This window comes from Streptomyces candidus (genome assembly GCF_014207445.1).
Taxonomy (GTDB): domain Bacteria; phylum Actinomycetota; class Actinomycetes; order Streptomycetales; family Streptomycetaceae; genus Streptomyces; species Streptomyces candidus.
In genome coordinates this window covers 213,220-236,745 of sequence record NZ_JACHEM010000008.1, presented here as the reverse complement: position 1 = coordinate 236,745, position 23,526 = coordinate 213,220, and the positions used below count along the sequence as shown (strand labels likewise).

General features: G+C 71.4%; 21 protein-coding genes and 1 tRNA gene. 18 read left to right on the top strand and 4 right to left on the bottom strand.

Annotated elements, in window-relative coordinates:
- Positions 1–85: 85 nt before the first annotated feature.
- A complete protein-coding gene (locus HNQ79_RS17325; RefSeq protein WP_185031970.1) occupies positions 86–703 on the bottom strand; it encodes an SACE_7040 family transcriptional regulator in 618 nt (205 codons plus the stop codon).
- 333 nt (positions 704–1,036) lie between these two features.
- Here HNQ79_RS17325 and HNQ79_RS17320 point away from each other — a divergent pair, with 333 nt between their 5' ends.
- From HNQ79_RS17320 to HNQ79_RS17295, 6 genes are all read left to right on the top strand, one after another.
- A complete protein-coding gene (locus HNQ79_RS17320) occupies positions 1,037–2,665 on the top strand; it encodes a carboxyl transferase domain-containing protein (protein ID WP_185031968.1) in 1,629 nt (542 codons plus the stop codon).
- 6 nt (positions 2,666–2,671) lie between these two features.
- Positions 2,672–4,645 (top strand): acetyl-CoA carboxylase biotin carboxylase subunit, encoded by a 1,974-nt coding sequence (locus tag HNQ79_RS17315; RefSeq protein WP_185031966.1) that lies wholly within the window; start codon positions 2,672–2,674, stop codon positions 4,643–4,645.
- Positions 4,646–4,659: 14 nt separating this feature from the next.
- Positions 4,660–5,583 (top strand): hydroxymethylglutaryl-CoA lyase, encoded by a 924-nt coding sequence (locus HNQ79_RS17310; RefSeq protein WP_185032157.1) that lies wholly within the window; start codon positions 4,660–4,662, stop codon positions 5,581–5,583.
- A gap of 8 nt (positions 5,584–5,591) precedes the next feature.
- Complete coding sequence (locus HNQ79_RS17305) at positions 5,592–6,746, top strand: acyl-CoA dehydrogenase family protein (protein ID WP_185031964.1); 1,155 nt, start codon at positions 5,592–5,594, stop codon at positions 6,744–6,746.
- Between the two features lie 137 nt (positions 6,747–6,883).
- Positions 6,884–7,915, top strand: a complete 1,032-nt coding sequence (locus tag HNQ79_RS17300) for an ABC transporter substrate-binding protein (RefSeq protein WP_185031962.1) — start codon at positions 6,884–6,886, stop codon at positions 7,913–7,915.
- Between the two features lie 215 nt (positions 7,916–8,130).
- Positions 8,131–8,961 (top strand): siderophore-interacting protein, encoded by an 831-nt coding sequence (locus tag HNQ79_RS17295; RefSeq protein WP_185032155.1) that lies wholly within the window; start codon positions 8,131–8,133, stop codon positions 8,959–8,961.
- A gap of 72 nt (positions 8,962–9,033) precedes the next feature.
- On the opposite strand, the gene HNQ79_RS17290 is transcribed toward HNQ79_RS17295, so the two are convergent.
- Complete coding sequence (locus HNQ79_RS17290; protein WP_229923125.1) at positions 9,034–10,641, bottom strand: beta-N-acetylhexosaminidase; 1,608 nt, start codon at positions 10,639–10,641, stop codon at positions 9,034–9,036.
- 179 nt (positions 10,642–10,820) lie between these two features.
- Between HNQ79_RS17290 and HNQ79_RS17285 the strand changes: the two genes are divergently transcribed.
- The 3 genes from HNQ79_RS17285 to glmS all read left to right on the top strand — a co-directional run bounded on the left by HNQ79_RS17285 (position 10,821) and on the right by glmS (position 13,952).
- The gene (locus HNQ79_RS17285; protein ID WP_185031958.1) at positions 10,821–11,693 is read left to right on the top strand and encodes a DUF4429 domain-containing protein; all 873 of its coding nucleotides are present in this window, start codon (positions 10,821–10,823) and stop codon (positions 11,691–11,693) included.
- 98 nt (positions 11,694–11,791) lie between these two features.
- Positions 11,792–12,079, top strand: coding sequence for a hypothetical protein (locus HNQ79_RS17280; protein WP_185031956.1), 288 nt, complete (start codon positions 11,792–11,794; stop codon positions 12,077–12,079).
- Positions 12,080–12,134: 55 nt separating this feature from the next.
- Positions 12,135–13,952, top strand: coding sequence for a glutamine--fructose-6-phosphate transaminase (isomerizing) (gene glmS / locus HNQ79_RS17275; protein ID WP_185031954.1), 1,818 nt, complete (start codon positions 12,135–12,137; stop codon positions 13,950–13,952).
- A 190-nt stretch (positions 13,953–14,142) separates the two neighbouring features.
- On the opposite strand, the gene HNQ79_RS17270 is transcribed toward glmS, so the two are convergent.
- Positions 14,143–14,688, bottom strand: a complete 546-nt coding sequence (locus tag HNQ79_RS17270; RefSeq protein ID WP_185031951.1) for a universal stress protein — start codon at positions 14,686–14,688, stop codon at positions 14,143–14,145.
- A 706-nt stretch (positions 14,689–15,394) separates the two neighbouring features.
- Between HNQ79_RS17270 and HNQ79_RS17265 the strand changes: the two genes are divergently transcribed.
- The 8 genes from HNQ79_RS17265 (at position 15,395) to HNQ79_RS17230 (ending at position 20,796) form a co-directional block, all read left to right on the top strand.
- Positions 15,395–15,670: a hypothetical protein gene (locus HNQ79_RS17265; protein WP_185031950.1), complete on the top strand. Its 276-nt coding sequence runs from the start codon at positions 15,395–15,397 to the stop codon at positions 15,668–15,670.
- A gap of 537 nt (positions 15,671–16,207) precedes the next feature.
- Positions 16,208–17,398, top strand: a complete 1,191-nt coding sequence (locus tag HNQ79_RS17260; protein WP_185031947.1) for a helix-turn-helix domain-containing protein — start codon at positions 16,208–16,210, stop codon at positions 17,396–17,398.
- A 265-nt stretch (positions 17,399–17,663) separates the two neighbouring features.
- On the top strand, positions 17,664–18,275 hold the full coding sequence (gene orn / locus HNQ79_RS17255) for an oligoribonuclease (protein WP_185031945.1): 612 nt from the start codon (positions 17,664–17,666) through the stop codon (positions 18,273–18,275).
- A 104-nt stretch (positions 18,276–18,379) separates the two neighbouring features.
- Positions 18,380–18,452, top strand: a tRNA-His gene (locus HNQ79_RS17250).
- A 206-nt stretch (positions 18,453–18,658) separates the two neighbouring features.
- Positions 18,659–19,843: a helix-turn-helix domain-containing protein gene (locus HNQ79_RS17245; RefSeq protein WP_185031944.1), complete on the top strand. Its 1,185-nt coding sequence runs from the start codon at positions 18,659–18,661 to the stop codon at positions 19,841–19,843.
- A 103-nt stretch (positions 19,844–19,946) separates the two neighbouring features.
- The gene (locus tag HNQ79_RS17240; RefSeq protein ID WP_185031942.1) at positions 19,947–20,432 is read left to right on the top strand and encodes a hypothetical protein; all 486 of its coding nucleotides are present in this window, start codon (positions 19,947–19,949) and stop codon (positions 20,430–20,432) included.
- A complete protein-coding gene (locus tag HNQ79_RS17235; protein ID WP_185031940.1) occupies positions 20,432–20,641 on the top strand; it encodes a hypothetical protein in 210 nt (69 codons plus the stop codon). Before HNQ79_RS17240 ends, HNQ79_RS17235 begins: the two co-directional genes overlap by 1 nt.
- The gene (locus HNQ79_RS17230) at positions 20,638–20,796 is read left to right on the top strand and encodes a hypothetical protein (protein WP_185031938.1); all 159 of its coding nucleotides are present in this window, start codon (positions 20,638–20,640) and stop codon (positions 20,794–20,796) included. Before HNQ79_RS17235 ends, HNQ79_RS17230 begins: the two co-directional genes overlap by 4 nt.
- A 135-nt stretch (positions 20,797–20,931) precedes the next feature.
- On the opposite strand, the gene HNQ79_RS17225 is transcribed toward HNQ79_RS17230, so the two are convergent.
- Entirely contained in the window at positions 20,932–22,005 is a 1,074-nt protein-coding gene (locus tag HNQ79_RS17225) for a LacI family DNA-binding transcriptional regulator (RefSeq protein ID WP_185032152.1), read from the bottom strand.
- A 173-nt stretch (positions 22,006–22,178) separates the two neighbouring features.
- Between HNQ79_RS17225 and HNQ79_RS17220 the strand changes: the two genes are divergently transcribed.
- Positions 22,179–23,522 carry an ABC transporter substrate-binding protein gene (locus HNQ79_RS17220; RefSeq protein ID WP_185031936.1) on the top strand — a complete coding sequence of 448 codons (1,344 nt, stop codon included), beginning with the start codon at positions 22,179–22,181 and terminating at the stop codon, positions 23,520–23,522.
- The last annotated feature ends 4 nt before the right edge of the window (positions 23,523–23,526 follow it).

The window sequence follows — 23,526 nt, the reverse complement described above, 5'->3', positions numbered from 1 at the left end:
GGCAACGGCCCCGGCATGGCCGCTTCCCTCGGCCCGACCCCCTCGGCGCCCCCGGGCCGGCGCGCCGCGGTCACCCGCTCCCCGCTCAGGCGCCCGGCACGCCCAGCGCCCCGAACGCCCCGTGGGCCAGCCGGCGCAGCAGTGCCTCCGTCGCACCCCGGCCCGGGAGGCCCGAGCCCAGGTGGGGGGTGGAGTTGAGCAGGCCGAAGACGGCGTGGACGGCGGCGCGGGCTTCGGACTCGGGGGTGGCGGGGTGCAGATCGCGGACCGTGGCGACCCACAACTCCACGTACTGGCGCTGGAGTTGTCGCACCCGGTGCCGGTCGTCGTCGCGCAGGCGGTCGAGTTCGCGGTCGTGCAGGGTGATGAGGGGGCGGTCGTCGAGGGCGAAGTCGATGTGGCCGTCGACGAGGGCGGCGAGGAGGGTGTCGGGGTCTCCCGCCGAGGCCTCCACCCGGGCCCGACCGCCCTCCAGGAGGCGTTCGCTGATGCCGACCAGGAGTTCCGCGAGCATCGCGTCCTTGCCGGCGAAGTGGCGGTAGAGGCCGGGTCCGCTGATGCCGACCGCCGCGCCTATCTCGTCGACGCCCACCCCGTGGAAGCCGCGCTCGGCGAAGAGGCGCGCGGCTTCCCTGAGGATCTGCTCGCGGCGGGTCGGGGCCGCGACCCGCGACGTTCCGCCGGGGGCGGCTCGGGTGCTCATGGGGGCATTCTAGACCGTGCGGTTAGCGCTCGTTAACTCGTGCGTCATCCGGTCGCGGGGAGGCGGCGGCCGGTCCGCGCCACAGGGTGAACGTGCGCAGCAGCCACTCGTCCGCTCACGGACATCCGATGATCATGACGGGTCCACCCCTTTCCCCGGCACCCGCCCCGCCCCTCCCGCCAACTCCCCCTCCGCCCGCCCCGGCCACCCCTGGACAGGGCCGTTAGCGCTCGTTAACCTCGGAAGGACGTTAACGGTCACTAACCGCGCGCGGCGCGTACCCATCCCCGCCCGCGCGGCACGCACATCCGGCGGGCAAGGGAGCTCGACAGAATGCAGCAGCAGCCACCCCAGGCACCGGTGCTGACCAGCACCGCCGATCCCTCGTCGGCGGCCTGGCAGGCCAACGAGGCAGCCCATCGCGAGCTCGCGGACGACCTCCGCACCCGGCTCGCCGCCGCCCGGCTCGGGGGTGGCGAGAAGTCCCGGGCGCGGCACGTCGCACGCGGCAAGCTCCTGCCGCGCGACCGGGTGGACACCCTTCTCGACCCGGGCTCGCCCTTCCTGGAGCTGGCCCCGCTCGCCGCGAACGGGATGTACGAGGACCAGGCACCGGCGGCCGGGGTGATCGCCGGCATCGGCCGGGTCAGCGGGCGCGAGTGCGTGATCGTCGCCAACGACGCCACCGTCAAGGGCGGCACGTACTACCCGATGACCGTCAAGAAGCACCTGCGGGCGCAGGAGGTGGCGCTGGAGAACCGCCTCCCCTGCCTGTACCTGGTGGACTCCGGCGGGGCCTTCCTGCCCATGCAGGACGAGGTGTTCCCCGACCGCGAGCACTTCGGGCGGATCTTCTACAACCAGGCCCGGATGTCGGGGGCCGGGATCCCTCAGATCGCGGCCGTGCTCGGGTCGTGCACGGCGGGCGGGGCCTACGTTCCCGCGATGAGCGACGAGGCCGTGATCGTCCGGAACCAGGGCACGATCTTCCTGGGCGGCCCGCCTCTGGTGAAGGCCGCCACCGGCGAGGTCGTCACCGCCGAGGAACTGGGCGGCGGCGAGATCCACTCCCGTACGTCCGGCGTCACCGACCACCTCGCCGAGGACGACGCGCACGCGCTCAGGATCGTGCGGAACATCGTCGCGACGCTCCCCGCTCGGGCTCAATTGCCGTGGACCGTACGGGAGGTCGAGGAGCCGAAGGCCGACCCGGCCGGGTTGTACGGCGCCGTTCCTGTCGACTCCCGCACCCCCTACGACGTCCGCGAGGTCATCGCCCGCGTCGTCGACGGCTCCCGCTTCCAGGAGTTCAAGTCGGAGTACGGGCAGACGCTGATCACCGGCTTCGCCCGCGTCCACGGACACCCGGTCGGCATCGTCGCCAACAACGGCATCCTGTTCTCCGAGTCCGCCCAGAAGGGCGCGCACTTCGTCGAACTGTGCGACCAGCGCGGCATTCCGCTGGTCTTCCTCCAGAACATCTCCGGCTTCATGGTGGGACGCGACTACGAGGCGGGCGGCATCGCCAAGCACGGCGCGAAGATGGTCACCGCCGTCGCGTGCACGCGGGTGCCGAAGCTGACCGTCGTCGTCGGCGGTTCGTACGGCGCGGGCAACTACTCGATGTGCGGGCGGGCGTACTCCCCCCGCTTCCTGTGGATGTGGCCCAACGCGAAGATCTCCGTCATGGGCGGCGAGCAGGCCGCTTCCGTACTGGCCACGGTCAAGCGCGACCAGATCGAGGGCCGGGGCGAGCAGTGGCCTGCGGACGCCGAGGAGGAGTTCAAGGACCCGATCCGCGCCCAGTACGAGACGCAAGGCAACGCCTACTACGCGTCCGCCCGCCTCTGGGACGACGGCGTCATCGACCCCCTCGAAACACGTCAGGTCCTCGGCCTCGCCCTCACCGCCTGCGCCAACGCCCCGCTCGCCGACCCCGCCTTCGGCGTCTTCCGGATGTGAGAAGTGATGACTTCCTTGTTTGACACGGTTCTGGTCGCCAACCGGGGCGAGATCGCGGTTCGCGTCATCCGCACCCTCCGTGAGCTGGGCATCCGCTCCGTGGCCGTCTTCAGCGACGCCGACGCGGACGCCCGGCACGTACGCGCGGCTGACACGGCGGTACGCATCGGCCCGCCCGCCGCCGCCGAGAGCTACCTGCGCGCCGACAGACTGATCGAGGCGGCCGTGCGCACGGGCGCGCAGGCGATCCACCCGGGGTACGGCTTCCTCGCGGAGAACGCCGAGTTCGCCGCCAAGTGCGCGTCGGCCGGGCTCGTGTTCATCGGCCCGCCCGCGTCCGCGATCTCCCTCATGGGCGACAAGATCCGCGCGAAGGCGACGGTGCGGGCGGCGGGCGTCCCGGTGGTACCGGGCTCGTCGGGCTCCGGACTGACGGACGCCCAACTGCGCGACGCCGCGCGGGAGATCGGCATGCCGGTGCTCCTCAAGCCGTCGGCCGGCGGCGGCGGCAAGGGCATGCGGCTGGTCCGGGACGAGGCCCTGCTCGCCGACGAGATCGCCGCCGCCCGCCGCGAGGCCCGCTCCTCCTTCGGCGACGACACCCTGCTGGTGGAGCGGTGGATCGACCGTCCCCGCCACATCGAGATCCAGGTACTGGCCGACGGCCACGGCAACGTCGTCCACCTCGGTGAGCGCGAGTGCTCGCTCCAGCGCCGCCACCAGAAGATCATCGAGGAGGCCCCGTCGGTCCTGCTCGACGAGGCGACCCGGGCCGCGATGGGCGAGGCGGCGGTCCAGGCGGCGCGGTCCTGCGGGTACTCGGGGGCCGGCACGGTCGAGTTCATCGTCCCGGGCGACGACCCGGCCTCGTACTACTTCATGGAGATGAATACCCGTCTCCAGGTCGAGCACCCGGTCACCGAACTGATCACGGGCATCGACCTGGTGGAGTGGCAGCTCCGGGTGGCGTCGGGGGCCCCGCTCCCCTTCGCCCAGAGCGACATCGCCCTCACCGGGCACGCGATCGAGGCCCGCGTCTGCGCCGAGACCGTGTCCGTGAAAGCGGGCGCGCGCGGCTTCCTCCCGTCCGGCGGCACGGTCCTGGCCCTGCACGAACCGCAGGGCGACGGCGTCCGCACCGACTCGGGGCTCTCCGTCGGCACCGAGATCGGCAGCCTGTACGACCCGATGCTGTCGAAGGTCATCGCGTACGGGCCCGACCGGACGAGTGCCCTGCGCAAGCTGCGCGCGGCCCTCGCGGACACCGTGACGCTCGGCGTCCAGACCAACGCGGGCTTCCTGCGCAGGCTCCTCGCCCACCCGGACGTGATCGCGGGCGATCTGGACACCGGCCTGGTGGAACGGGACGCGGAGTCGCTGACCGGCGACGGCGTGCCGCAGGAGGTGTACGAGGCGGCGGTCGCCGTCGCCGAGGACGCCCGGACGCCGCGTCCCGACGCCGGGGGGTGGGTCGACCCGTTCTCCGTCCTCGACGGGTGGCGGATGGGCGGCGTGCCCGCGCCGGTGTCCCACTGGCTGCGAGTGCCGGGACTTGAACCCGTCACGCACGTGGCCCGGGGCGTGCACCGGGTGGAGCCCGGCCGGGTGACCGTGGAACTGGACGGTCTCACCCACACCTTCCGCACCGCCGCGTCGCCCGACGGCGTCTGGCTGGGACGGGACGGCGACGCCTGGCACGTCCAGACGTACGACCCCGTCGCCGCCACCCTCTCCGGCGCCGCGCACTCGGGCCTCGACGCCCTGACCGCGCCGATGCCCGGCACGGTCACCGTCGTCAAGGTGGCCGTGGGCGAGCACGTGGCGGCGGGGCAGAGCCTGCTGGTCGTGGAGGCGATGAAGATGGAGCACGTCATCTCCGCCCCGCACGCCGGCACCGTCACCGAACTCGACGTGCGGGCCGGTGCCACCGTCGCCATGGACCAGGTCCTGGCGGTCGTCGCCCCCGAGGAGGAGTCGTGACACACGGCCTGCCCATGACCGTACGGGACCCCGAACTGCCCGCCCGCGTGCGCATTTACGAGGTCGGCGCCCGCGACGGCCTGCAGAACGAGAAGACGGCCGTCCCCACCGGAGTGAAGGCGGAGTTCATCCACCGGCTGGCCGCCGCCGGCCTGGCCACGATCGAGGCCACCAGCTTCGTCCACCCCAAATGGGTGCCCCAACTCGCGGACGCCGAGGCGCTGTTCCCGCAGCTCGGCGACCTCGCGGGCAGCACGAGGCTGCCCGTCCTCGTCCCCAATGAGCGGGGCCTGGACCGCGCGCTCGCCCTGGGCGCGCGCGACGTCGCCGTGTTCGCCAGCGCCACCGAGTCGTTCGCCAGGGCCAACCTCAACCGGACGGTCGACGAGGCACTCGCCATGTTCGAGCCGGTCGTCACCCGTGCGAAGGCGGCGGGTGCGCGGGTGCGCGGCTATCTCTCCATGTGCTTCGGCGACCCCTGGGAGGGCCCGGTTCCGGCCGCCCAGGTGGTGGCCGTGTCCCGTCGCCTGACCGACATGGGGTGCGACGAGCTCTCCCTCGGCGACACGATCGGCGTCGCCACCCCCGGCCAAGTGACCGCATTGCTCGGCGACTTGACGGGCGCCGGCATCGCCACCGACCGCATCGGCGTGCACTTCCACGACACCTACGGCCAGGCCCTGTCCAACACCCTGGCCGCACTCCGGCACGGCGTCACCACCGTCGACGCCTCCGCCGGAGGGCTCGGCGGCTGCCCGTACGCCAAGTCCGCCACCGGCAACCTCGCCACCGAAGACCTCGTCTGGATGCTGCACGGCCTCGGCATCGACACCGGGGTCGACCTCGCCCGCCTCACCGCCACAAGCGTGTGGATGGCGGAGCAACTGGGCCGGCCCAGCCCGTCCCGCACCGTCCGCGCCCTCTCTCACCAGGAATGAGCAGCCAGATGGACCACCGCCTCAGCTCCGAGCACGAAGAACTCCGCCGCACTGTCGAGGAGTTCGCGCACGACGTCGTCGCCCCGAAGATCGGCGACCTGTACGAGCGGCACGAGTTCCCGTACGAGATCGTGCGCGAGATGGGCCGCATGGGTCTGTTCGGACTGCCGTTCCCGGAGGAGTACGGCGGCATGGGCGGCGACTACCTGGCCCTGGGCATCGCGCTGGAGGAACTGGCCCGGGTGGACTCGTCGGTGGCGATCACGCTGGAGGCGGGGGTCTCGCTCGGCGCGATGCCGGTCTTCCGGTTCGGCACGGAGGAGCAGAAGCGGCAGTGGCTGCCGAAGCTGTGCGCGGGCGAGGCGCTCGGCGCGTTCGGCCTCACGGAGCCGGGCGCGGGCTCGGACGCGGGCGGCACCCGGACGACCGCCGTCCGCGACGGCGACGAGTGGGTGATCAACGGCTCCAAGTGCTTCATCACCAATTCCGGCACCGACATCACCGCACTGGTGACGGTCACCGCGGTCACCGGCCGCAAGCCGGACGGAAAGCCGCTGATCTCCTCGATCATCGTCCCCTCCGGCACCCCGGGCTTCACCGTCGCCGCCCCCTATTCGAAGGTCGGCTGGAACGCGTCGGACACCCGGGAGCTGTCCTTCTCGGACGTACGGGTCCCGGCCGCCAACCTGCTCGGCGAGGAGGGCCGCGGCTACGCCCAGTTCCTGCGCATCCTCGACGAGGGCCGGGTCGCCATCTCCGCACTGGCCACCGGACTCGCGCAGGGCTGTGTGGACGAGTCGCTGAAGTACGCCGCGGAGCGTCACGCGTTCGGCAAGCCCATCGGCGACAACCAGGCCGTCCAGTTCAAGATCGCCGACATGGAGATGCGCGCCCACATGGCACGCATCGGCTGGCACGACGCCGCGTCGCGCCTGGTCAACGGCGAGCCGTTCAAGAAGGAGGCGGCCATCGCGAAGCTGTACTCCTCCACGGTCGCCGTCGACAACGCCCGCGAGGCCACCCAGATCCACGGCGGATACGGCTTCATGAACGAGTACCCGGTGGCCCGCATGTGGCGCGACTCGAAGATCCTGGAGATCGGCGAGGGCACGAGCGAGGTGCAGCGGATGCTGATCGCGCGGGAGCTGGGGATGAACGCGTAACCGGTGCGGAGCCCGCGTACGGGCGGAACAGGGACGGCACTTTCCAGCCACTGGGAAGGTTAGGCTAACCTTCCCGCAAAGCTTCCGGAAAGCGTCCGGAGGATCCGCTGTTCCGCCCGTACGAAAGCCGAGTCGCCATGCCCTCCCAGTCCCGCCTCTCCCGTCCCACCCGTCGCGGCCTGCTCGCCGTCGGCGGTGCGCTCGGCGCCGGCGCCGCACTGGCCGCGTGCGGCGGCGAGAAGACCTCCGGCGGCAAGGCAGAGAAGGCCGCCGAGAAGTCCGGCCCGTGGTCCTTCACCGACGACCGCGGCCGGAAGGTCGAGACGAAGGCCGTCCCGAAGAACATCGTCGCCTTCACCGGCACGGCCGCCGCCCTGTACGACTACGGCATCGAGGTCAAGGGCGTCTTCGGTCCGACGAAGACCAAGGACGGCAAGGCCGACGTCCAGGCCGGCGACATGGACGTCGCCAAGCTGGAGATCATCGGCAACGTCTACGGCGAGTTCAACGTCGAGAAGTACGCCAAGCTCGTACCGGAGCTGCTGATCGCGCCCATGTGGGAGAAGGACGTCCTGTGGTACGTCCCCGAGCAGTCCGCGAAGAAGATCGACTCCCTCGCCCCCTCCGTCGCCCTGTGGGCGTCGAACACCAACATGGAGAAGGCCCTGGCCCGCCACGCGGGCCTGGCCGCCTCCCTCGGCGCCGACCTCAAGGCGCAGCCGACCGTCGACGCGAAGGCCCGTTTCGAGAAGGCCGCCGCCCGGCTGCGCGCCGCCGCCAAGGCCCGCCCGGAGATCAAGGTCATGATCGGTTCGGCGTCCGCCGAGCTGTTCTACGTCTCGCTCGCGAAGATGAGCGCCGACACCCTGTACTTCCAGGAGCTGGGCGTGAAGTTCGTCGAGCCGAAGGTGGACGCCCAGGGCTTCTTCGAGGGCCTGAGCTGGGAGCAGGTCGGCAAGTACGAGGCCGACGTGATCATGATGGACAACCGCTCGGCCGTGCTCCAGCCGAAGGACCTCACCGCCAAGCCGACCTGGGCGCAACTCCCGGCGGTCAAGGCCGGTCAGGTCATTCCGCGCGTCACCGAGCCGATCTTCTCGTACGCCAAGTGCGCGCCGGTCCTTGACGACCTCGCCAAGGCCATCGAGACGGCCAAGAAGGTCTCCTGACCCCGGGGCGGCCCGCTTCGGCGGGGCCCGGCGCGCACGCACCCCCCGGCCGGCCCCGCCGCCGTACCCCGGCCCCGCCGCACCGCGCGCCGCGCCCGGACCCGCCCCGCCGTCGCACCCCACCGCTCCGCTCCCCCGCCAGGAGGCAGCCCGTGACCGACCTGTCCGACCAGCCGGCGCAGAACGCGCAGTCCGACCGGACGCTCCCGTACCGCATGTTCCGCCTGACCGTGCTGCGCACCGAGCGGCTCAGCCCCTCGCTGCTGCGGGTCACCTTCGGCGGGGACGGCCGGGACGGCGGCAACGGTCTTGACGCCTTCCGCTCCGGCGGCCGGGACCAGTCGCTCTCCCTCTTCCTGCCGCACCCGGGCCAGCCGGAGCCCATCCTTCCGCCGGAGACGGACCCGGACTGGTTCACCTCGTACCGGACGATGGACGCCGACGTCCGCGCGGTCATGCGCTCGTACACCGTCCGTGCCCAGCGCACACAGCCGGCGCCCGAGATCGACATCGACTTCGCCCTGCACCCCGACGGCGGCCCCGCCTGCCGCTGGGCGGAGCGGGCGGCCCCGGGCCACCGCGTGGCCGTCCTCGGCCCGGCCGTCCCGGACAACACCGGTGTCCGCTTCCGCCCCGCCCCCGACACCGACCAGGTCGTCCTGTGGGCCGACGAGACGGCCCTGCCCGCCGCGTCCGCCGCCCTGGAGCAGCTCCCCGCCGACATGCCCGTCACGGCGTGGATCACCGTGCAGCACGCGCAGGACGCGCTCGCACTGAAGGCCCCGGCAGGCGCCCGGATCACCTATCTCGTACGGGACGAGCAGGCACCCGGCCCCGCCGAGGCGCTCGCCGCCGCCGAACTCCCGGACGCGGTGGCCCCGTACGTCTGGATCGCGGGCGAGGCCTCCTGCGTCCGTGCGCTGCGCCGCCACTTCGTGAACGACCGCGGCTACGACCGCCGCCGCGTCACCTTCACCGGCTACTGGCGGCAGGGGCTGACCGAGGACGGCCTGCGCGAGGCCACCTCGGAGCACGAGGTCTCGTAGCCCGCGCCCGCCCCACGAGCAGGAGGGGGCGCGCCGACGGTCCCGGCGCGCCCCCTCCCCCCACGGGTTCGGCTACTCCTTCGCCCAGGGCACCTGCGGCGACCGGTAGAAGTCGATGCCCAGCGCGGTGAGCCGCGGCCCCTGCTGTGCGAGCCGCGTCCGGTACCCCTCCCAGTTGTGCGCGGACTCCGGGGACCAGCCCAGTTCCGCGATGCCCGGCAGGCGCGGGAAGGCCATGTACTCGATGTCCGCGGACGTCTTGAGCGTCTCGGACCAGACCGGGGCCTCGACGCCGATGACGGAGCCGGGGGCGGCGTTCTCGAAGTAGGCGCCCGGGTTCCAGTCGTACGACTTCTGCACCTCGACGAGGCCGGCCCACTTCAGGCCCAGCGAGGTGTCCTTGGTGTACTTCATGTCGAGGTAGCTGCGGTCGGCCGGGGAGACGACGACCTTCGCTCCGTTGCGGTGCGTGGCGTCGGCGACCTTCTTGCGCTCGCCGGCCTCCTTGTCGGTGCCCCAGTACTGCAGGACCGAGCCCGGGGCCGGGTCGGCGGTGGCGAGCTGGTGCCAGCCCATCACCGTCTTGCCGTACTTGCCGACGATGGCCTGCGCCCTCGCCATGAACTTCGCGTAGTCCTCGTGCGGCGTGGCGTGGGCCTCGTCGCCGCCGATGTGGATGACCTGGCCGGGCGTCATCCGGGCGATCTCGCCGATCACGTCGTCCAGGAACTTGTACGTGAGGGGCTTGTCGACGCACAGCGAACTGAAGCCGACCTCGATGCCGGTGTAGAGCGGCGGGGCGACGCCGTCGCAGTTCAGTTCGGCGTACGAGGCGAGGGCGGCGTTGGTGTGGCCCGGGACGTCGATCTCCGGGATCACTTCCATGTGGCGGTCGGCCGCGTACCGGAGGATCTCCTTGTACTGGGCCTTGGTGTAGTAGCCGCCCGGACCGCCGCCGACCTGGGTGGAGCCGCCGTACGTGGCGAGTCGGGGCCAGGAGTCGACGGCGATGCGCCAGCCCTGGTCGTCGGACAGGTGCAGATGCAGCCTGTTGATCTTGTAGAGCGCCAGCTGGTCCATGTAGCGCTTGAGCTGGCCGACGGCGAAGAAGTGGCGGGAGACGTCGACCATCGCGCCGCGGTACCCGAAGCGCGGTACGTCCTTGATCGTGCCGCCGGCGATGCGCCAGGGGCCGGGCTGCCGGGTCGTCCGCTCGACGGAGGCCGGGAGCTGCTGACGCAGGGTCTGGATGCCGTGGAAGAGACCGGCGGGCCTGCGGGCGGTGACGGTGACCCCGTGGCGGTCGGACTCCAGCTTGTAGCCCTCCTCGCCGAGGGAGGCGTCCCGGTGCTTGAGCTTGAGCCGGATGCCGTCGCGGCCGTCGGACGCGGTGACGGGCAACGCGAACCCGGTGGAGGGCCGCAGCACCTTCGCGAGCGCGTCGCCGACCTTCTTCGCGTCGGCCTGGTGGCCGACCCGGATCGCGGTGCGGGGCGTGATCGTGTAGCCGGGCCCGCTGGCGGCGACGGACGCCGGGGCGGGGACGACCTGCCCCAGCGGCCGGGGGGCGGGGGCGGGCGCGGCTTCGGGCGCGGGGGCCGCGCCGACGCCCGACACACCCACGGCGGCGACGAGGAGCAGCGGGGCGAGCAGGCGCGGAATCGTACGACGGTGTCTCACAAGCGGGTCCCTTCGAAGGGGCGGCGCAACTGTGGCGTGTACTCGGCACGTACGTGGCAGACACATGCGTACCGCCCAAGTCGCAGCGGGGTCAAGGGTGTAGACCAATCCCCCGTGCGTCCCACAGCGTCTCCCCGACGCCCCTCGATCGCACCCATCCCGGTGGGAGAATCCCCCGTATGGCGGAAATTCTCCAGAAGGACGGCACCTGGACCTTCGACGGGGAGACGGTGCGCATCGTCCCCGGCCGCGGCAGCAAGGTGCACCCCCTGCGGCAGGCGCTGGGCGAACTGGAAGTACCCCTGAGCGCGTTGGCGGGGGTGGCGTACGAGCCCGGCCGCAAGGGCGGTGGACTGCGGCTGCGCCTGCGGGAAGGGGCATGTCCCCTGCTGCTCGCCGCCAACGGCCGGCTCGGCGACAGCGCGGACCCCTACCGGCTCGCGGTCGAGCCGGACCGTACGGGCGTCGCCGAGTACTTCGTGGACGAGGTCCGCAACGCCCTGCTCCTGGACCAGGTGCCCGCCGACCCGGTGGACCGCTTCCTGCTGCCGGGGCCCTCGGTGCCGGTCTCGGGCGGCGGCGGGGACGGGACGGCCTCCTTCGACGGGGAGGCGGTGCGGCTGACGTGGAACTGGAAGGCCGAGGAGTCCAAGTCCTCGGGCGGGCCGTCCACCGTGCCGCTGTCGGACATCACCGGTGTGGAGTGGCTGCCCGCGATGGGCCTGGAGAACGGCTACCTCCGCTTCCGCACCGGCCGGCCCACCGGCAAGGTCCCGGCACCCAAGTACGACCCGTGCGCGGTGGACCTGTGGGGGCTGTCGAAGAAGGAGTACACGGCCGCACTGGTGGCCGCCGCCGTGCTCGTCCGCCTCCCGCACCCGGCGGCGCCGACCGGATCCGTACCAGTACTGGACAAGCACTCCGCCCCGGCCGCCGACGACCACGACGCGCTGCTGCGACGGCTGCGCGAGCTGGGCGAGCTGCACCGGGCGGGGGTCCTCACCGACGAGGAGTTCACGCTCGCCAAGCAGGCGGTACTGAAGCGGCTTTAGTCCAGACCAACGGCCATTCGTGGGGCGATCAAGGAGAATCCTGCCCGATATCGGGCAGGATTCTTGCATAGAGTCGCCGTCTGCCCCAGTATCAACGGGTGCTCGAACGCCGTACGTCTCCCACGTCGTCCCACGACGACCTCGTCGACCATCTGGTCCGCTCCACCGCGCTGCCGCGCGGCGAGGCGGCCCGGGTCGTGCTCGACGTACTGGCCTACTTCGACGAGACGACCGAGGACTTCGTCCGGCGCCGCCACCGCGAGCTGCAGGCCGGCGGCGCCGTGAACACGGAGATCTTCGAGCGGATCGCGGCCGAACTGCCGCACCGCGCGGTCGCACCGCCGGAGCTCTCGCTCCGGCAGCTGCGCCGCATCGTCTACGGCTGAACCTGCCGCGGTCAGGCAGCAGGCAGCACCCCACACCACTCGGAGGACAGTCTTTATGTGCGGAATCGTCGGTTACATCGGCAAGCGGGACGTCGCCCCCCTGCTCCTGGAAGGCCTCCAGCGCCTGGAGTACCGGGGATACGACTCGGCGGGCATCGTCATCACCAGCCCCAAGGCCGCCGGTCTGCGCATGGTCAAGGCCAAGGGACGGGTCCGCGACCTGGAGGCCAGGGTCCCCAAGCGTTTCGCGGGCACCACCGGCATCGCGCACACCCGCTGGGCCACCCACGGCGCCCCCTCCGACGACAACTCGCACCCGCACCTGGACACCGAGGGCAAGGTCGCCGTCGTCCACAACGGCATCATCGACAACGCCGACGACCTGCGCGCCAAGCTGACCGCCGACGGCGTCGTCTTCGCCTCCGAGACCGACACCGAGACGGTCGTCCACCTGATCGCCCGCGCCCAGGCCGAGACGCTGGAGGAGAAGGTCCGCGAGGCCCTCCGCCACGTCGAGGGCACGTACGGCCTGGCCGTCATGCACGCCGACTTCCCCGACCGCATCGTGGTCGCGCGCAACGGCTCCCCGGTCGTCCTGGGCATCGGCGAGAAGGAGATGTTCGTCGCCTCCGACGTCGCCGCGCTCGTCTCGCACACCCGCCAGATCGTCACCCTCGACGACGGCGAGATGGCCACGCTGAAGGCCGACGACTTCCGCACGTACACCACCGAGGGCTCGACCACCTCGGCGACGCCGACCACCGTGGAGTGGGAGGCCGAGTCGTACGACATGGGCGGCCACGACACGTACATGCACAAGGAGATCAGCGAGCAGGCCGACGCCGTGGACCGCGTGCTGCGCGGCCGGATCGACGACCGCTTCTCCACCGTGCACCTGGGGGGTCTCAACCTGGACGCCCGCGAGGCCCGCGGCGTGCGCCGGATCAAGATCCTGGGCTGCGGCACCTCGTACCACGCGGGTCTGATCGGCGCCGGGCTCATCGAGTCCCTGGCCCGCATCCCCGCCGACGCCGAGCCCGCCTCGGAGTTCCGCTACCGCAACCCGGTCGTGGACCCCGACACCCTGTACATCGCCGTCTCCCAGTCCGGTGAGACGTACGACGTGCTCGCCGCCGTGCAGGAGCTGAAGCGCAAGGGCGCCCGGGTGCTGGGCGTCGTCAACGTGGTCGGCTCCGCCATCGCCCGCGAGGCCGACGGCGGCGTGTACGTGCACGCGGGCCCCGAGGTCTGCGTCGTCTCCACCAAGTGCTTCACCAACACCGTCGTCGCCTTCGCGCTCCTCGCCCTGCACCTGGGCCGCATCCGCGACCTGTCCGTCTCCGACGGCAAGCGGATCATCGAGGGCCTGCGCAAGCTGCCCGAGCAGATCGCCGAGATCCTGCGGACCGAGGACCGGATCAAGGAGGTCGCGGAGGCCTACGCGGGTGCCCAGTCGATGATGTTCATCGGGCGCGTGCGCGGCTACCCGGTCGCCCTGGAGGCCTCCCTGAAGCTCAAGGAGATCTCCTACATCCACGCCGAGGCCTACCCGGCCTCCGAGCTCAAGCACGGCCCGCTGGCCCTCATCGAGCCCGCCCTGCCGACCGTGGCGATCGTCCCGGACGACGACCTGCTGGAGAAGAACCGCGCCGCCCTCGAAGAGATCAAGGCCCGCAGCGGCCGGATCCTGGCGGTCGCCCACCGCGAGCAGGAGAAGGCCGACCACACCCTCGTGGTGCCCAAGAACGAGCCGGAACTGGACCCGATCCTGATGGGCATCCCGCTCCAGCTCCTGGCCTACCACACCGCGCTGGCGATGGGCCGCGACATCGACAAGCCGCGCAACCTGGCGAAGTCCGTCACGGTCGAATAGCCCCGGGTCCCGCACCCCCGCACACGAGCAGGGCCCCGCACCGCCGCCACGGCGTGCGGGGCCCGTTCGGGCGTCAGAACATCCTTGAGGGCGCTACGGGCGCACCGGAGCGCATGACGAAACCTTGGGGGCGGCACGGAAACCCGGGCGCGTCACGGAGGCCAGGGGCCGTCGCGCCATCCCGTGGGCGTTACGGAATGACCACGACCGGGCGCTGGGCCCGCTTCGCCAGCCGGCCCGCCACCGAGCCGAAGAGCCGCCCCACGAGGCCGTGCGTGGAACCCACCACGATCGCGTCGGCCTCGTACTCCCGGCCGACCTCCTCCAGCTCGTGGCAGATGTCGCCGCCGCGCTCGACCAGGATCCAGGGCACCTCGGCGAGGTAGTCCGCGCAGGCGAGTTCGAGCCCGAGCACCTCGGTGCGGTGGTCCGGCACGTCGACGAAGACCGGCGGCTCGCAGCCCGCCCACACGGTCGTCGGCAGCCGGTTGGCGACGTGCACGATGATCAGGCCCTGACCGAGCCGCCTGGCCATGCCGATCGCGTACGCGAGGGCCCGCTCGCTGGACGTGGAGCCGTCGAAACCGACGACGACACCGTGCCGGAAGGCGGGATCGCAGGCGTGCCGCGGCTCCGGCAGCGCGTAGAGGTCGCCGCTCGGCTCGGCGCCGCGTTCGGCGCGCGGATCGGCGACCTGCTTGCGGTCCGCGGGTTCGGGAATTTCGTGACCGGCCATCGGTGTCTCGGCGTCTGGATCCTCAGAGGGCTACAACAGTGGACGTACGAACAACTGGTTGGCTTGCCCGACGACAACCCGGCGGCGGTGGAGCTGTCCGGGAATCATCTTCCCAAGGCCATACCCCCAAGGGTACGGCGGCACTCCTCCCCTGCCCAGTCCCCGCGAGCCGGTACCCGCGAACGGCGGGTTGAGGTGTGCGGGTTCCAGGGAGCATGCACGACACCGGCCCGTATCGCAATGCCCGCTGGCCTGTACAGCGGTTTTCACCTCCGCGCCACCGGACGGGCGAGCGCCGCGTGCACCACTCCCGCACGGGCTGTCGCGGCCGGCACCGAGGGGCTGCTTCCGGTGGCTCCGAACCGTCGCCACGGGGCTGCTTCGCGGCCGTCTCCGGAGGGACAGCCGGCCGTCCCTCGTGACCGTCCGGCCCGCCCGTTCGTTGATCAGGTTCCGTTCCCCGTCCGCCCCCGCCACCTCCGTCCTCCCGGGCCCGCCCGGCCGGCGTCCAGCAGGAAGGGAGAGTGCCGTGCACGGCCCCTCGCACTTCTCGTCGCCCTGCGGTGACGAGCCCCCTCAGGAACTCCAAGGCTCCCGTCCGCACCAGCAATCCCCGACGCCCCACCCGTACCAGGGCGCCCACAGGCACCACGCACCCCACGGCCACCACCGCAGCCCCTCCCTCCCGTCGCCCGCCCCTGGACCGGTGTCCGGATCGGCCGGGGACGTGGTGCGCTGGGCGGCATTCAGCTGCCTGCTCGTCCCGGGCGTCCTGATCGCCTACGGGGGCTCCCCGGGTGGCGCGGCGGTGGCGGCCGCCGGGCTGGCCGCCGTCACCGTCGTCTGCCGTCTGCTGCTGCGCCAGTCCGAGCGCACGGCCGCCCGAGACCTTCCCGAGGAACTCCGGGGCGGCGTCCACCGCGGCCGGCACAGTCGCACAGGCTCCAGGACGCACCGCGGCGGACACAGGGCGGACTCCTAGGACGGACCGGGCTCCCGGCAGGCTCCGGGCGCGTTCGCGATTCCACCCATTGCGCTCGCACGGCACTTGAACACCGCACGAACTTTGCTTGAGCCCGATCACTCACCGCAGGGTCGTGCGCCGGGTGAGTGACGGTTTCGCACACGCGCGCCCGTAGCTTTTCAGCCAACTTCCGGCTTGGCTCCGACCCTTGGGGGGTTCCCCCGCCAACCCCCCTGCCACCTGGGAAGAAAGGACCGCTCGCCGCCCGCGCACCCTACGGGGACGGGCCATGAGCGAGAGGCGCACTTCCCTGCGGGGCCCCGGAGTGGAACGCTTCCTGATCGAATGCTTCGCGCCAAGTTGCCATGTCGACATAGCGCCGGTTCCGGAACTTGTCACGGCGGCGCCACGCGACACAGTAGATTCGATCATGGGGTTATTCGACGGCGGGGGAACCGTGCAGGACCTAGGGACTGCGACTTCGAGGAGCAGTGTGCAGGAGCGACAGGCCCGTCACGAACAGGGAGCCGCGACCACCGAGGGGGGCTTAGCGCCATGAGCCAGGACTTGGCCGCACCGCCGGAGGCTGCCCGGAAGCTGTCCGGGCGACGCCGCCGGGAAATCGTAGCGGTGCTGCTTTTCAGCGGGGGACCCATTTTTGAGAGCTCCATCCCGCTCTCCGTCTTTGGTATCGACCGCCAGGACGCCGGGGTTCCGCGCTATCGACTGCTGGTGTGCGCAGGCGAGGAAGGACCACTCCGTACCACCGGAGGCCTCGAACTGACCGCACCGTACGGCCTGGAGGCGATGAGCCGCGCCGGGACGGTAGTAGTACCGGCCTGGCGGTCCATCACCTCCCCACCGCCCGCGGAGGCGTTGGACGCGCTGCGGCGCGCGCACGAGGAGGGGGCGAGGATCGTCGGACTGTGCACGGGGGCCTTCGTGCTCGCCGCCGCCGGTCTGCTCGACGGCCGGCCGGCCACCACCCACTGGATGTACGCGCCGACGCTCGCCAAGCGTTATCCGTCGGTGCACGTCGATCCGCGGGAGCTCTTCGTCGACGACGTCGACGTGCTCACGTCGGCGGGAACGGCCGCCGGGATCGACCTGTGCCTGCACATCGTGCGCACCGACCACGGCACGGAGGCGGCGGGGGCACTGGCCCGGCGGCTCGTCGTGCCGCCGCGCCGCAGCGGCGGACAGGAGCGTTATCTCGACAGGTCTTTACCTGAGGAGATCGGCGCGGATCCGCTCGCGGAGGTCGTCGCGTGGGCCCTGGAGCACCTCCACGAGCAGTTCGACGTGGAGACGCTGGCGGCGAGGGCCTACATGAGCCGCCGCACATTCGACCGCCGTTTCAGAACGCTGACTGGGAGCGCTCCACTCCAGTGGCTGATCACCCAGCGGGTGCTGCAGGCGCAGCGGCTGCTGGAGACGTCGGACTACTCGGTGGACGAGGTGGCCGGCCGGTGCGGCTTCCGCTCCCCCGTCGCGCTGCGCGGGCACTTCCGGCGGCAGCTCGGGTCGTCGCCCGCCGCCTACCGGGCGGCGTACCGCGCCCGGCGGCCCTCCGGCGACCCGGTCACCGTCGGCTCGTCCTCCGCGACCTCCCTCACGGAGGCGGTACCGCAGCAGGTACGCAGAGCGGCGGCGGCGAGTATGCCCGGGGCGGGGAGCGCGTCGGCGGCGATCCAGCCGGAGAACGGACGGCTGGGCTCGGACTACGTGCCGGGCCGGATGAGGTAGACGGTACGGGGGGCGGCGTACCGGGGGGGGCGGCGAGCCGCAAGCAGGGGCGCGGCGTCCGCCGGGGGCCGCCCCCCTGCCCGCCCCCGCCATCCCCGTGGCCGAAGAGGCTGACGTGGGGCTACGGAGCTGCCCACTCAGGGGCGCGCGGAACTGCGCGGCCAGCCGCCCCGCACCCGCAGCGACCGCACCCGGCCGGCCACCCACTCACCCACCCCCGGGACCGCAAGCTCCCAAGCGCCCCCGCACCCCATAGGGTGACCGCATGAACGATCGCATGGTGTGGATCGACTGCGAGATGACCGGGCTCTCGCTGACGGACGACGCACTTATCGAGGTGGCCGCACTGGTCACCGACTCGGAGCTCAACGTGCTCGGCGAAGGCGTGGACATCGTGATCCGCCCGCCCGACGCCGCCCTGGAGACCATGCCGGAGATCGTGCGCCAGATGCACACCTCCTCCGGCCTCCTCGACGAACTCGCGCGGGGCACGACCCTCGCCGACGCCGAGGCGCAGGTCATGGCATACATCAAGGAGCACGTGAAGGAGCCGCGGAAGGCCCCGCTGTGCGGGAACTCCGTCGGCACCGACCGCGGTTTCCTCGCCCGCGACATGCGGGAGCTGGAGAGCTATCTGCACTACCGGATCGTGGACGTGTCGTCCGTGAAGGAACTGGCCAGGCGCTGGTTCCCGCGGGCGTACTTCAACAGCCCGGACAAGAACGGCAACCACCGCGCCCTCGCCGACATCCGCGACTCGATCACCGAGCTGCGCTACTACCGCGAGGCCGTGTTCGTACCGCAGCCGGGGCCGGATTCGGAGACCGCGAAGAAGATCGCCGCCAAGCACGTCGCCCCAGCTGAGGGGGCTGATTAGCGGTCCGTCACAGGCCCTGGAGAGGCCGGCGGAAACCCTGGCGCGAGCACCCTCGCGAACCCTGTACACTTTTTCTCAGCCGGTCACGAAAAAGACCGGTCACGGTGGGTGTAGCTCAGTTGGTAGAGCACCTGGTTGTGGTCCAGGTGGCCGCGGGTTCAAGTCCCGTCACTCACCCTGAATGATCGAGGCCCGATCTGCGAAAGCAGGTCGGGCCTCGATCTGTTTCCGGACGGCTCCGACCGGCCGCCGCAGTGGACGACGGACCGACTTCCGCGCCCTGCGGGGTGCAGTTTCCGGCTCCCCGGGCCGAGTATCCAGCCGTGTACTCCCGGAGCCGCCCACGGTTACCGTTCTGCTGTCGAGTCAGAACGGAGTTCGGTATGCACGCTCTGCCCCATGACCACACCGGCGCACGCATCAAGCGGTTGCGCCTGGAACGGCACCTCACCCAGAGAGCCCTCAGCGATCTGTCGCAGGTGGCGTACAGCACCCTCACCAAGACCGAGCAAGGCGTCATCCCTGCCTCGCCCCACGTCATCGCGTCCGTCGCCCGCGCCCTTCGCGTCGACGTCGCCACGGTCACCGGCCAGCCCTACGCCACCGAGCTGCGCGCCGATGAGCTGGACATACTGATCAGGCCCATCCGGCAGTCGCTGGACGTGTATGACCTCGGTGCGGACCCGGACATCACCCCGCGCGCACATCGCCTACTCGCCGACGATGCGGAGGCGATGCTCGTCTCCGTCCGGGCGGGCGAGATCAAGCAAGTGGCCGCACAACTGCCCGGCCTAATCCTTGAGTCGACGACCGCAGCTCACACTGCACCGTGCCGGGATTCCTGGCTCCTGCTGGCCAGTACCTACCGCACGGCGTACGACGTCGCGTCCAAACTCGGATACGCGGACCTGGCCGCCATCGCACTGTCCCGCATGGACTGGGCCGCACAGCGCGGATCGGACGCAGCAGTGGGCGGCATGTACCGGTACATGCGTGCGCTCACCTACCTGCGCGAAGGCGAGTACCGGACCGGGGAGCGGCTGGTACAGCTCGGTCTTCGCACTCTGGAACAGGCCGACGCGGGACGCGAGCGCGAGGTGGTCACCGGTCAGCTGCACCTCGGTGCTGCGGTGATGGCCGGCCGGTCGAAGGACAAGGACCGCGCGGACGGGCACCTCGGTGAGGCCGAGCGCATCGCGGCCGGGACCGGCGAGGCTATCGAAGTGCACTGGCTCGCCTTCGGGCCGACGAACGTGAAGGTGCACCAGGTTTCGGTCCTCGCCGAGTTGGACGAATATGGCGCGGCGGCCGCGAAGGGGACCGGCCTCCAGCTTCCGAAATCCTGGCCGGCCTCCCGCCGCTCGCACCACTTCGCGGAGCTGGCCCGTGCGCAGATGTGGACGGGCGACATCGAGACGTCATACCGGAATCTGCTGTCGGCACGGAGGGCAGCGCCCCAGCAGGCGAGGTACCACCCGACTGTGCGGGAGACGTACGCGGGGCTGGAGGCCGCGAAGCGCCAGCTGCCGGACAGCTTCCTCTCCTTCGGCTCCTGGCTGCACGTCTGACAGGCAGTCACCCATTGGCCCCGGCTATCAACATCTGTTGATAGCCGGGGCCTGGCCGTGCGCCCACCATGTCCTCATCAGCCTCGATGACATGGAGCCGACCATGATCACACGCCTCACGGCCGGGGACGCCGCTCGCGCTGACGCAGCGAACTGGCTCGCCCATGCCCACGCCGACCCACCCACCGCCCACCACGACTGGCAAGCCCGCACCCTCACCGTGCTCCCGCTCGGCGTCCGCTTCGACGCGGTCCGTATCCCGGCCGATGTCCTGTACGCGGCGATCCTCAACGTCCGCCCGGCGGGAGTGAGCCGGCTCCTTGACCAGCTGCTCGGCGGGCCCGTGGTCCAGGACGCGGACCGCTGGTTCTACCCGCTGGTCCCGGTCGGCCGGGCGGACCGCTGGCAGTCCCGGGCAGCCAGGTACCTGGGCCGGGGCGCCTGGCTCGGCGTCCCCCAGGTGGACCAGGTCGCACCACCGGGCGCGTACTGGGCCGTCCCCATGCAGGAACCCGGCCGCCTCTGCGACCTGGCCCGGGTGGCCGAGTTGGTCGCGGTCGGCGCCGCCCGACTGACGGGGAGGCCGTGATGTTCACCGGGTTGGCGTCACCCGCGCCCGCCACCGGTCACGGGACACGATGGCCGACCGTACGGCCGACTCACGAGCAGGAGGCCGCGCACACCGCCGCGTACAGCGCGTACCTGGCCCACCTCTGGCCGTGTGCCGCCTGCATGGGGGACCGGGAGTGCGAGACCGGCAAGGGCCTGCGCCGGGCGCTGCGGGAGGCCGGCCGATGATGTGGTGCATCCACGGCGACACCGAGCACGAGCTCCCCGACGAGGGCCTGGCGTACTGCGCCGAGCGGGGCGTGACGCTGCTGTGGCACGGACCGCCGATCACCCCGGAGGACCTCACTCCCGCCACTCCCCTCCCGGTCGAGCCGGAGAAGTAGCGTTTCCTGCGCGCCCCTCAGGGGACGTCTGGCGTCCTACGGGGTCGCCGGGGTCCGCCCGCCCGCCGGGTCCGCCGGGTCCGCTGAGCCCGTCCCGTCCGCCGGGTCCGCCGGGTTCACCCGCTCCGCCCGCCGTCACGAGGACGACCGCGCCACCAGTTCCGTCGGCAGCATCAGCCGGGGCTGCGGCGGGCGCGGGATGCCCACCGGGAGGGTGGGGCGGGCGATCTCGGTGAGCAGGGTCTGGGCCATCACCCGGCCCATTTCCTCGATGGGCTGGCGGACGCTGGTGAGCGGGGGCTCCATGTGGCGGGCGATGGCGGAGTCGTCGAAGCCGACCATGGCGATGTCCTCGGGAACCCGGATGCCGCGTTCGCGCAGTACCTGGCGGGCGCCGGCGGCCATCACGTCGGAGGCGACGAACACGGCGTCGGGCAGCGGGTCCCTGGTGAGCAGGGACTCCATGGCGGCCCGGCCGCTCGCCTCGGTGAAGTCGCCGGGCACGACGAGGCTCTCGTCGACGGGCAGGCCGGCCTCGGCGAGGCCGGCGCGGTAGCCGTCCAGGCGGCACTGGGCGCCGTAGACGTCGAGGGCGCCGGTGATGGTGGCTATCCGGCGGCGGCCCCGCGCCACGAGGTGGGCGACGGCCTCGCGGGCGCCGGCCACGTTGTCGGCGTCGACCCAGGGAAGGGGTTCGTCGGCGGAGCGGCGGCCGGAGATGACGGCGGGGATGCCCAGTCCGGTGAGCAGGTCGGGGAGCGGGTCGTCGGCGCGCAGGGAGACGACGAGGACGCCGTCGACGCGGTGGCCGGCCAGGTAGTGGGCGAGACGGCCGCGTTCGCGGTCGTTGCCGACGATGGTGAGCAGGAGCTGCATGTCGGTGTCGTCGAGGGCGGCGCCCACGCCCCGCAGGATGTCGGAGAAGTACGGCTCGACGAAGAAACGGTGCTCGACCTCGGGGACGACGAGGGCTATCGCGTCCGTGCGGTTGGCGGCCAGCGCGCGAGCCGCCCGGTTGGGCACGTAGCCGAGTTCGGCCACCGCCGCCTCCACGGCGGCCCTGGTGCTCTCGCTGACTCTGGGCGAGCCGTTGACGACCCGGGACACCGTGCCCCGGCCGACGCCCGCCCGGGCGGCCACCTCTTCGAGGGTGGGGCGGCCCGCGCCGCGTCCCCCGCGGATTGGGCCCCGGCCGCCTGTTTCCCGTATCGCCAATTGAATCGACTCCTCCCAGCGCGTCCGCGCGTACGTAATCACGCTTGTGACGCCAAGTCTCGCCGTCCAGTGCCTTGACACCCCAGCGGCGAGCCGCGAACCTTCAACACATCACTCGTGGGAGCGCTCCCACCGTACCTGACCCATCGGGCTTCAGGAGAGCCGCTATGCAGATCTTCGCAGTACGCAAGACCGCAATCGCTCTGTCCACCGCTGCCGCTCTGCTGGGCGGTGCCGTTCTCTCGGGCTGTGCCTCGGACGACGCACCGGCCGGCAGCAGCAGTCCTGGGACGGACAAGACGGACGCGGACAAGAAGGGGAAGACCGTTCTCCGGATCGGCGTCTTCGGCGCCTTCGGCCTGAAGGAGGCCGGACTGTACGACGACTACATGAAGGCCAACCCGGATGTCGTCATCGAGCAGAACTCGATCGAACGCAACGAGAACTATTATCCTCAGCTGCTGAATCACCTGACCAGCGGTAGCGGCCTGTCCGACATCCAGGCCGTCGAGGTGAACAACATCGCCGAGATCACGGCCACCCAGTCGGCCCGGCTGATGGACCTGGGGAAGGCCGAGGGGGTGCAGAAGGACGCGTTCCTGCCGTGGAAGTGGGCGCAGGGCACGAGCAAGGACGGCAAGACCGTCGGCCTCGGCACGGACGTCGGGCCGATGGGCATCTGCTACCGCAAGGACCTCTTCCAGAAGGCCGGGCTGCCCACGGACCGCGAGGCGGTCGGCAAGCTGTGGGCCGGCGACTGGCGCAAGTACCTGGAGGTCGGCAAGCAGTACAAGGCGAAGGCACCCGGGGACACCAAGTTCCTCGATTCGGCGTCCGGGCTGATGGCCGCGGTCACCGGCGGAGACGAGAAGCGGTACTACGACACCGACGGCAAGGTCATCTACAAGTCGAACCCAGCGGTGAAGGAGGCCTGGGACATCGCCGCGGAGTCGGCGGCGGCCGGGCTGACGGCCAAGCACCAGCAGTTCCAGAAGGGCTGGGACCAGGGCTTCGCCAACGGTCAGTTCGCGACCGTGTCCTGTCCGCCGTGGATGCTCGGCTACATCCAGGACAAGGCCGGTGACGCGGGCAAGGGCAAGTGGGACGTGGCCGCCGCGCCGAAGCCCAGCAACTGGGGCGGGGCGTTCCTGACCGTGCCCGAGGCGGGCAAGAACAAGGAGGCCGCGGCGAAGCTGGCCGCCTGGCTGACCGCTCCGGCGCAGCAGGCGAAGCTCTTCGCCAAGCGCGGCAGCTTCCCGAGCGCCCAGGCCGCCTACTCGCTGCCCGAGGTGGCCGGGGCCAAGCACGAGTACTTCAACAACGCGCCCATCGGGACGATCTTCTCGCAGGCCGCGAAGGGGGTTCCGGTCCAGATCATCGGCCCGAAGGACCTCGTCATCGCGCAGAACCTCGCGGACATCGGGATGCTGCAGGTCGACCAGAAGGGCCGCTCCTCCGAGGAGGGCTGGAACGCGGCGGTGAAGGCGATCGACAACGCACTCGACCAGTGAGCGG

Excerpts from the sequence above, each read along its gene's own strand:
- orn (WP_185031945.1), top strand. The coding sequence starts at position 17,664 with ATGAACGATCGCATGGTGTGGATCGACTGCGAGATGACCGGGCTCTCG.
- HNQ79_RS17245 (WP_185031944.1), top strand. The coding sequence starts at position 18,659 with ATGCACGCTCTGCCCCATGACCACACCGGCGCACGCATCAAGCGGTTG.
- HNQ79_RS17235 (WP_185031940.1), top strand. The coding sequence starts at position 20,432 with ATGTTCACCGGGTTGGCGTCACCCGCGCCCGCCACCGGTCACGGGACA.
- HNQ79_RS17260 (WP_185031947.1), top strand. The coding sequence starts at position 16,208 with ATGAGCCAGGACTTGGCCGCACCGCCGGAGGCTGCCCGGAAGCTGTCC.
- HNQ79_RS17285 (WP_185031958.1), top strand. The coding sequence starts at position 10,821 with ATGGCGGAAATTCTCCAGAAGGACGGCACCTGGACCTTCGACGGGGAG.
- HNQ79_RS17220 (WP_185031936.1), top strand. The coding sequence starts at position 22,179 with ATGCAGATCTTCGCAGTACGCAAGACCGCAATCGCTCTGTCCACCGCT.
- glmS (WP_185031954.1), top strand. The coding sequence starts at position 12,135 with ATGTGCGGAATCGTCGGTTACATCGGCAAGCGGGACGTCGCCCCCCTG.
- HNQ79_RS17270 (WP_185031951.1), bottom strand. The coding sequence starts at position 14,688 with ATGGCCGGTCACGAAATTCCCGAACCCGCGGACCGCAAGCAGGTCGCC.
- HNQ79_RS17230 (WP_185031938.1), top strand. The coding sequence starts at position 20,638 with ATGATGTGGTGCATCCACGGCGACACCGAGCACGAGCTCCCCGACGAG.
- HNQ79_RS17310 (WP_185032157.1), top strand. The coding sequence starts at position 4,660 with ATGACCGTACGGGACCCCGAACTGCCCGCCCGCGTGCGCATTTACGAG.
- HNQ79_RS17305 (WP_185031964.1), top strand. The coding sequence starts at position 5,592 with ATGGACCACCGCCTCAGCTCCGAGCACGAAGAACTCCGCCGCACTGTC.
- HNQ79_RS17315 (WP_185031966.1), top strand. The coding sequence starts at position 2,672 with ATGACTTCCTTGTTTGACACGGTTCTGGTCGCCAACCGGGGCGAGATC.
- HNQ79_RS17295 (WP_185032155.1), top strand. The coding sequence starts at position 8,131 with ATGTTCCGCCTGACCGTGCTGCGCACCGAGCGGCTCAGCCCCTCGCTG.
- HNQ79_RS17320 (WP_185031968.1), top strand. The coding sequence starts at position 1,037 with ATGCAGCAGCAGCCACCCCAGGCACCGGTGCTGACCAGCACCGCCGAT.
- HNQ79_RS17240 (WP_185031942.1), top strand. The coding sequence starts at position 19,947 with ATGATCACACGCCTCACGGCCGGGGACGCCGCTCGCGCTGACGCAGCG.
- HNQ79_RS17300 (WP_185031962.1), top strand. The coding sequence starts at position 6,884 with ATGCCCTCCCAGTCCCGCCTCTCCCGTCCCACCCGTCGCGGCCTGCTC.
- HNQ79_RS17325 (WP_185031970.1), bottom strand. The coding sequence starts at position 703 with ATGAGCACCCGAGCCGCCCCCGGCGGAACGTCGCGGGTCGCGGCCCCG.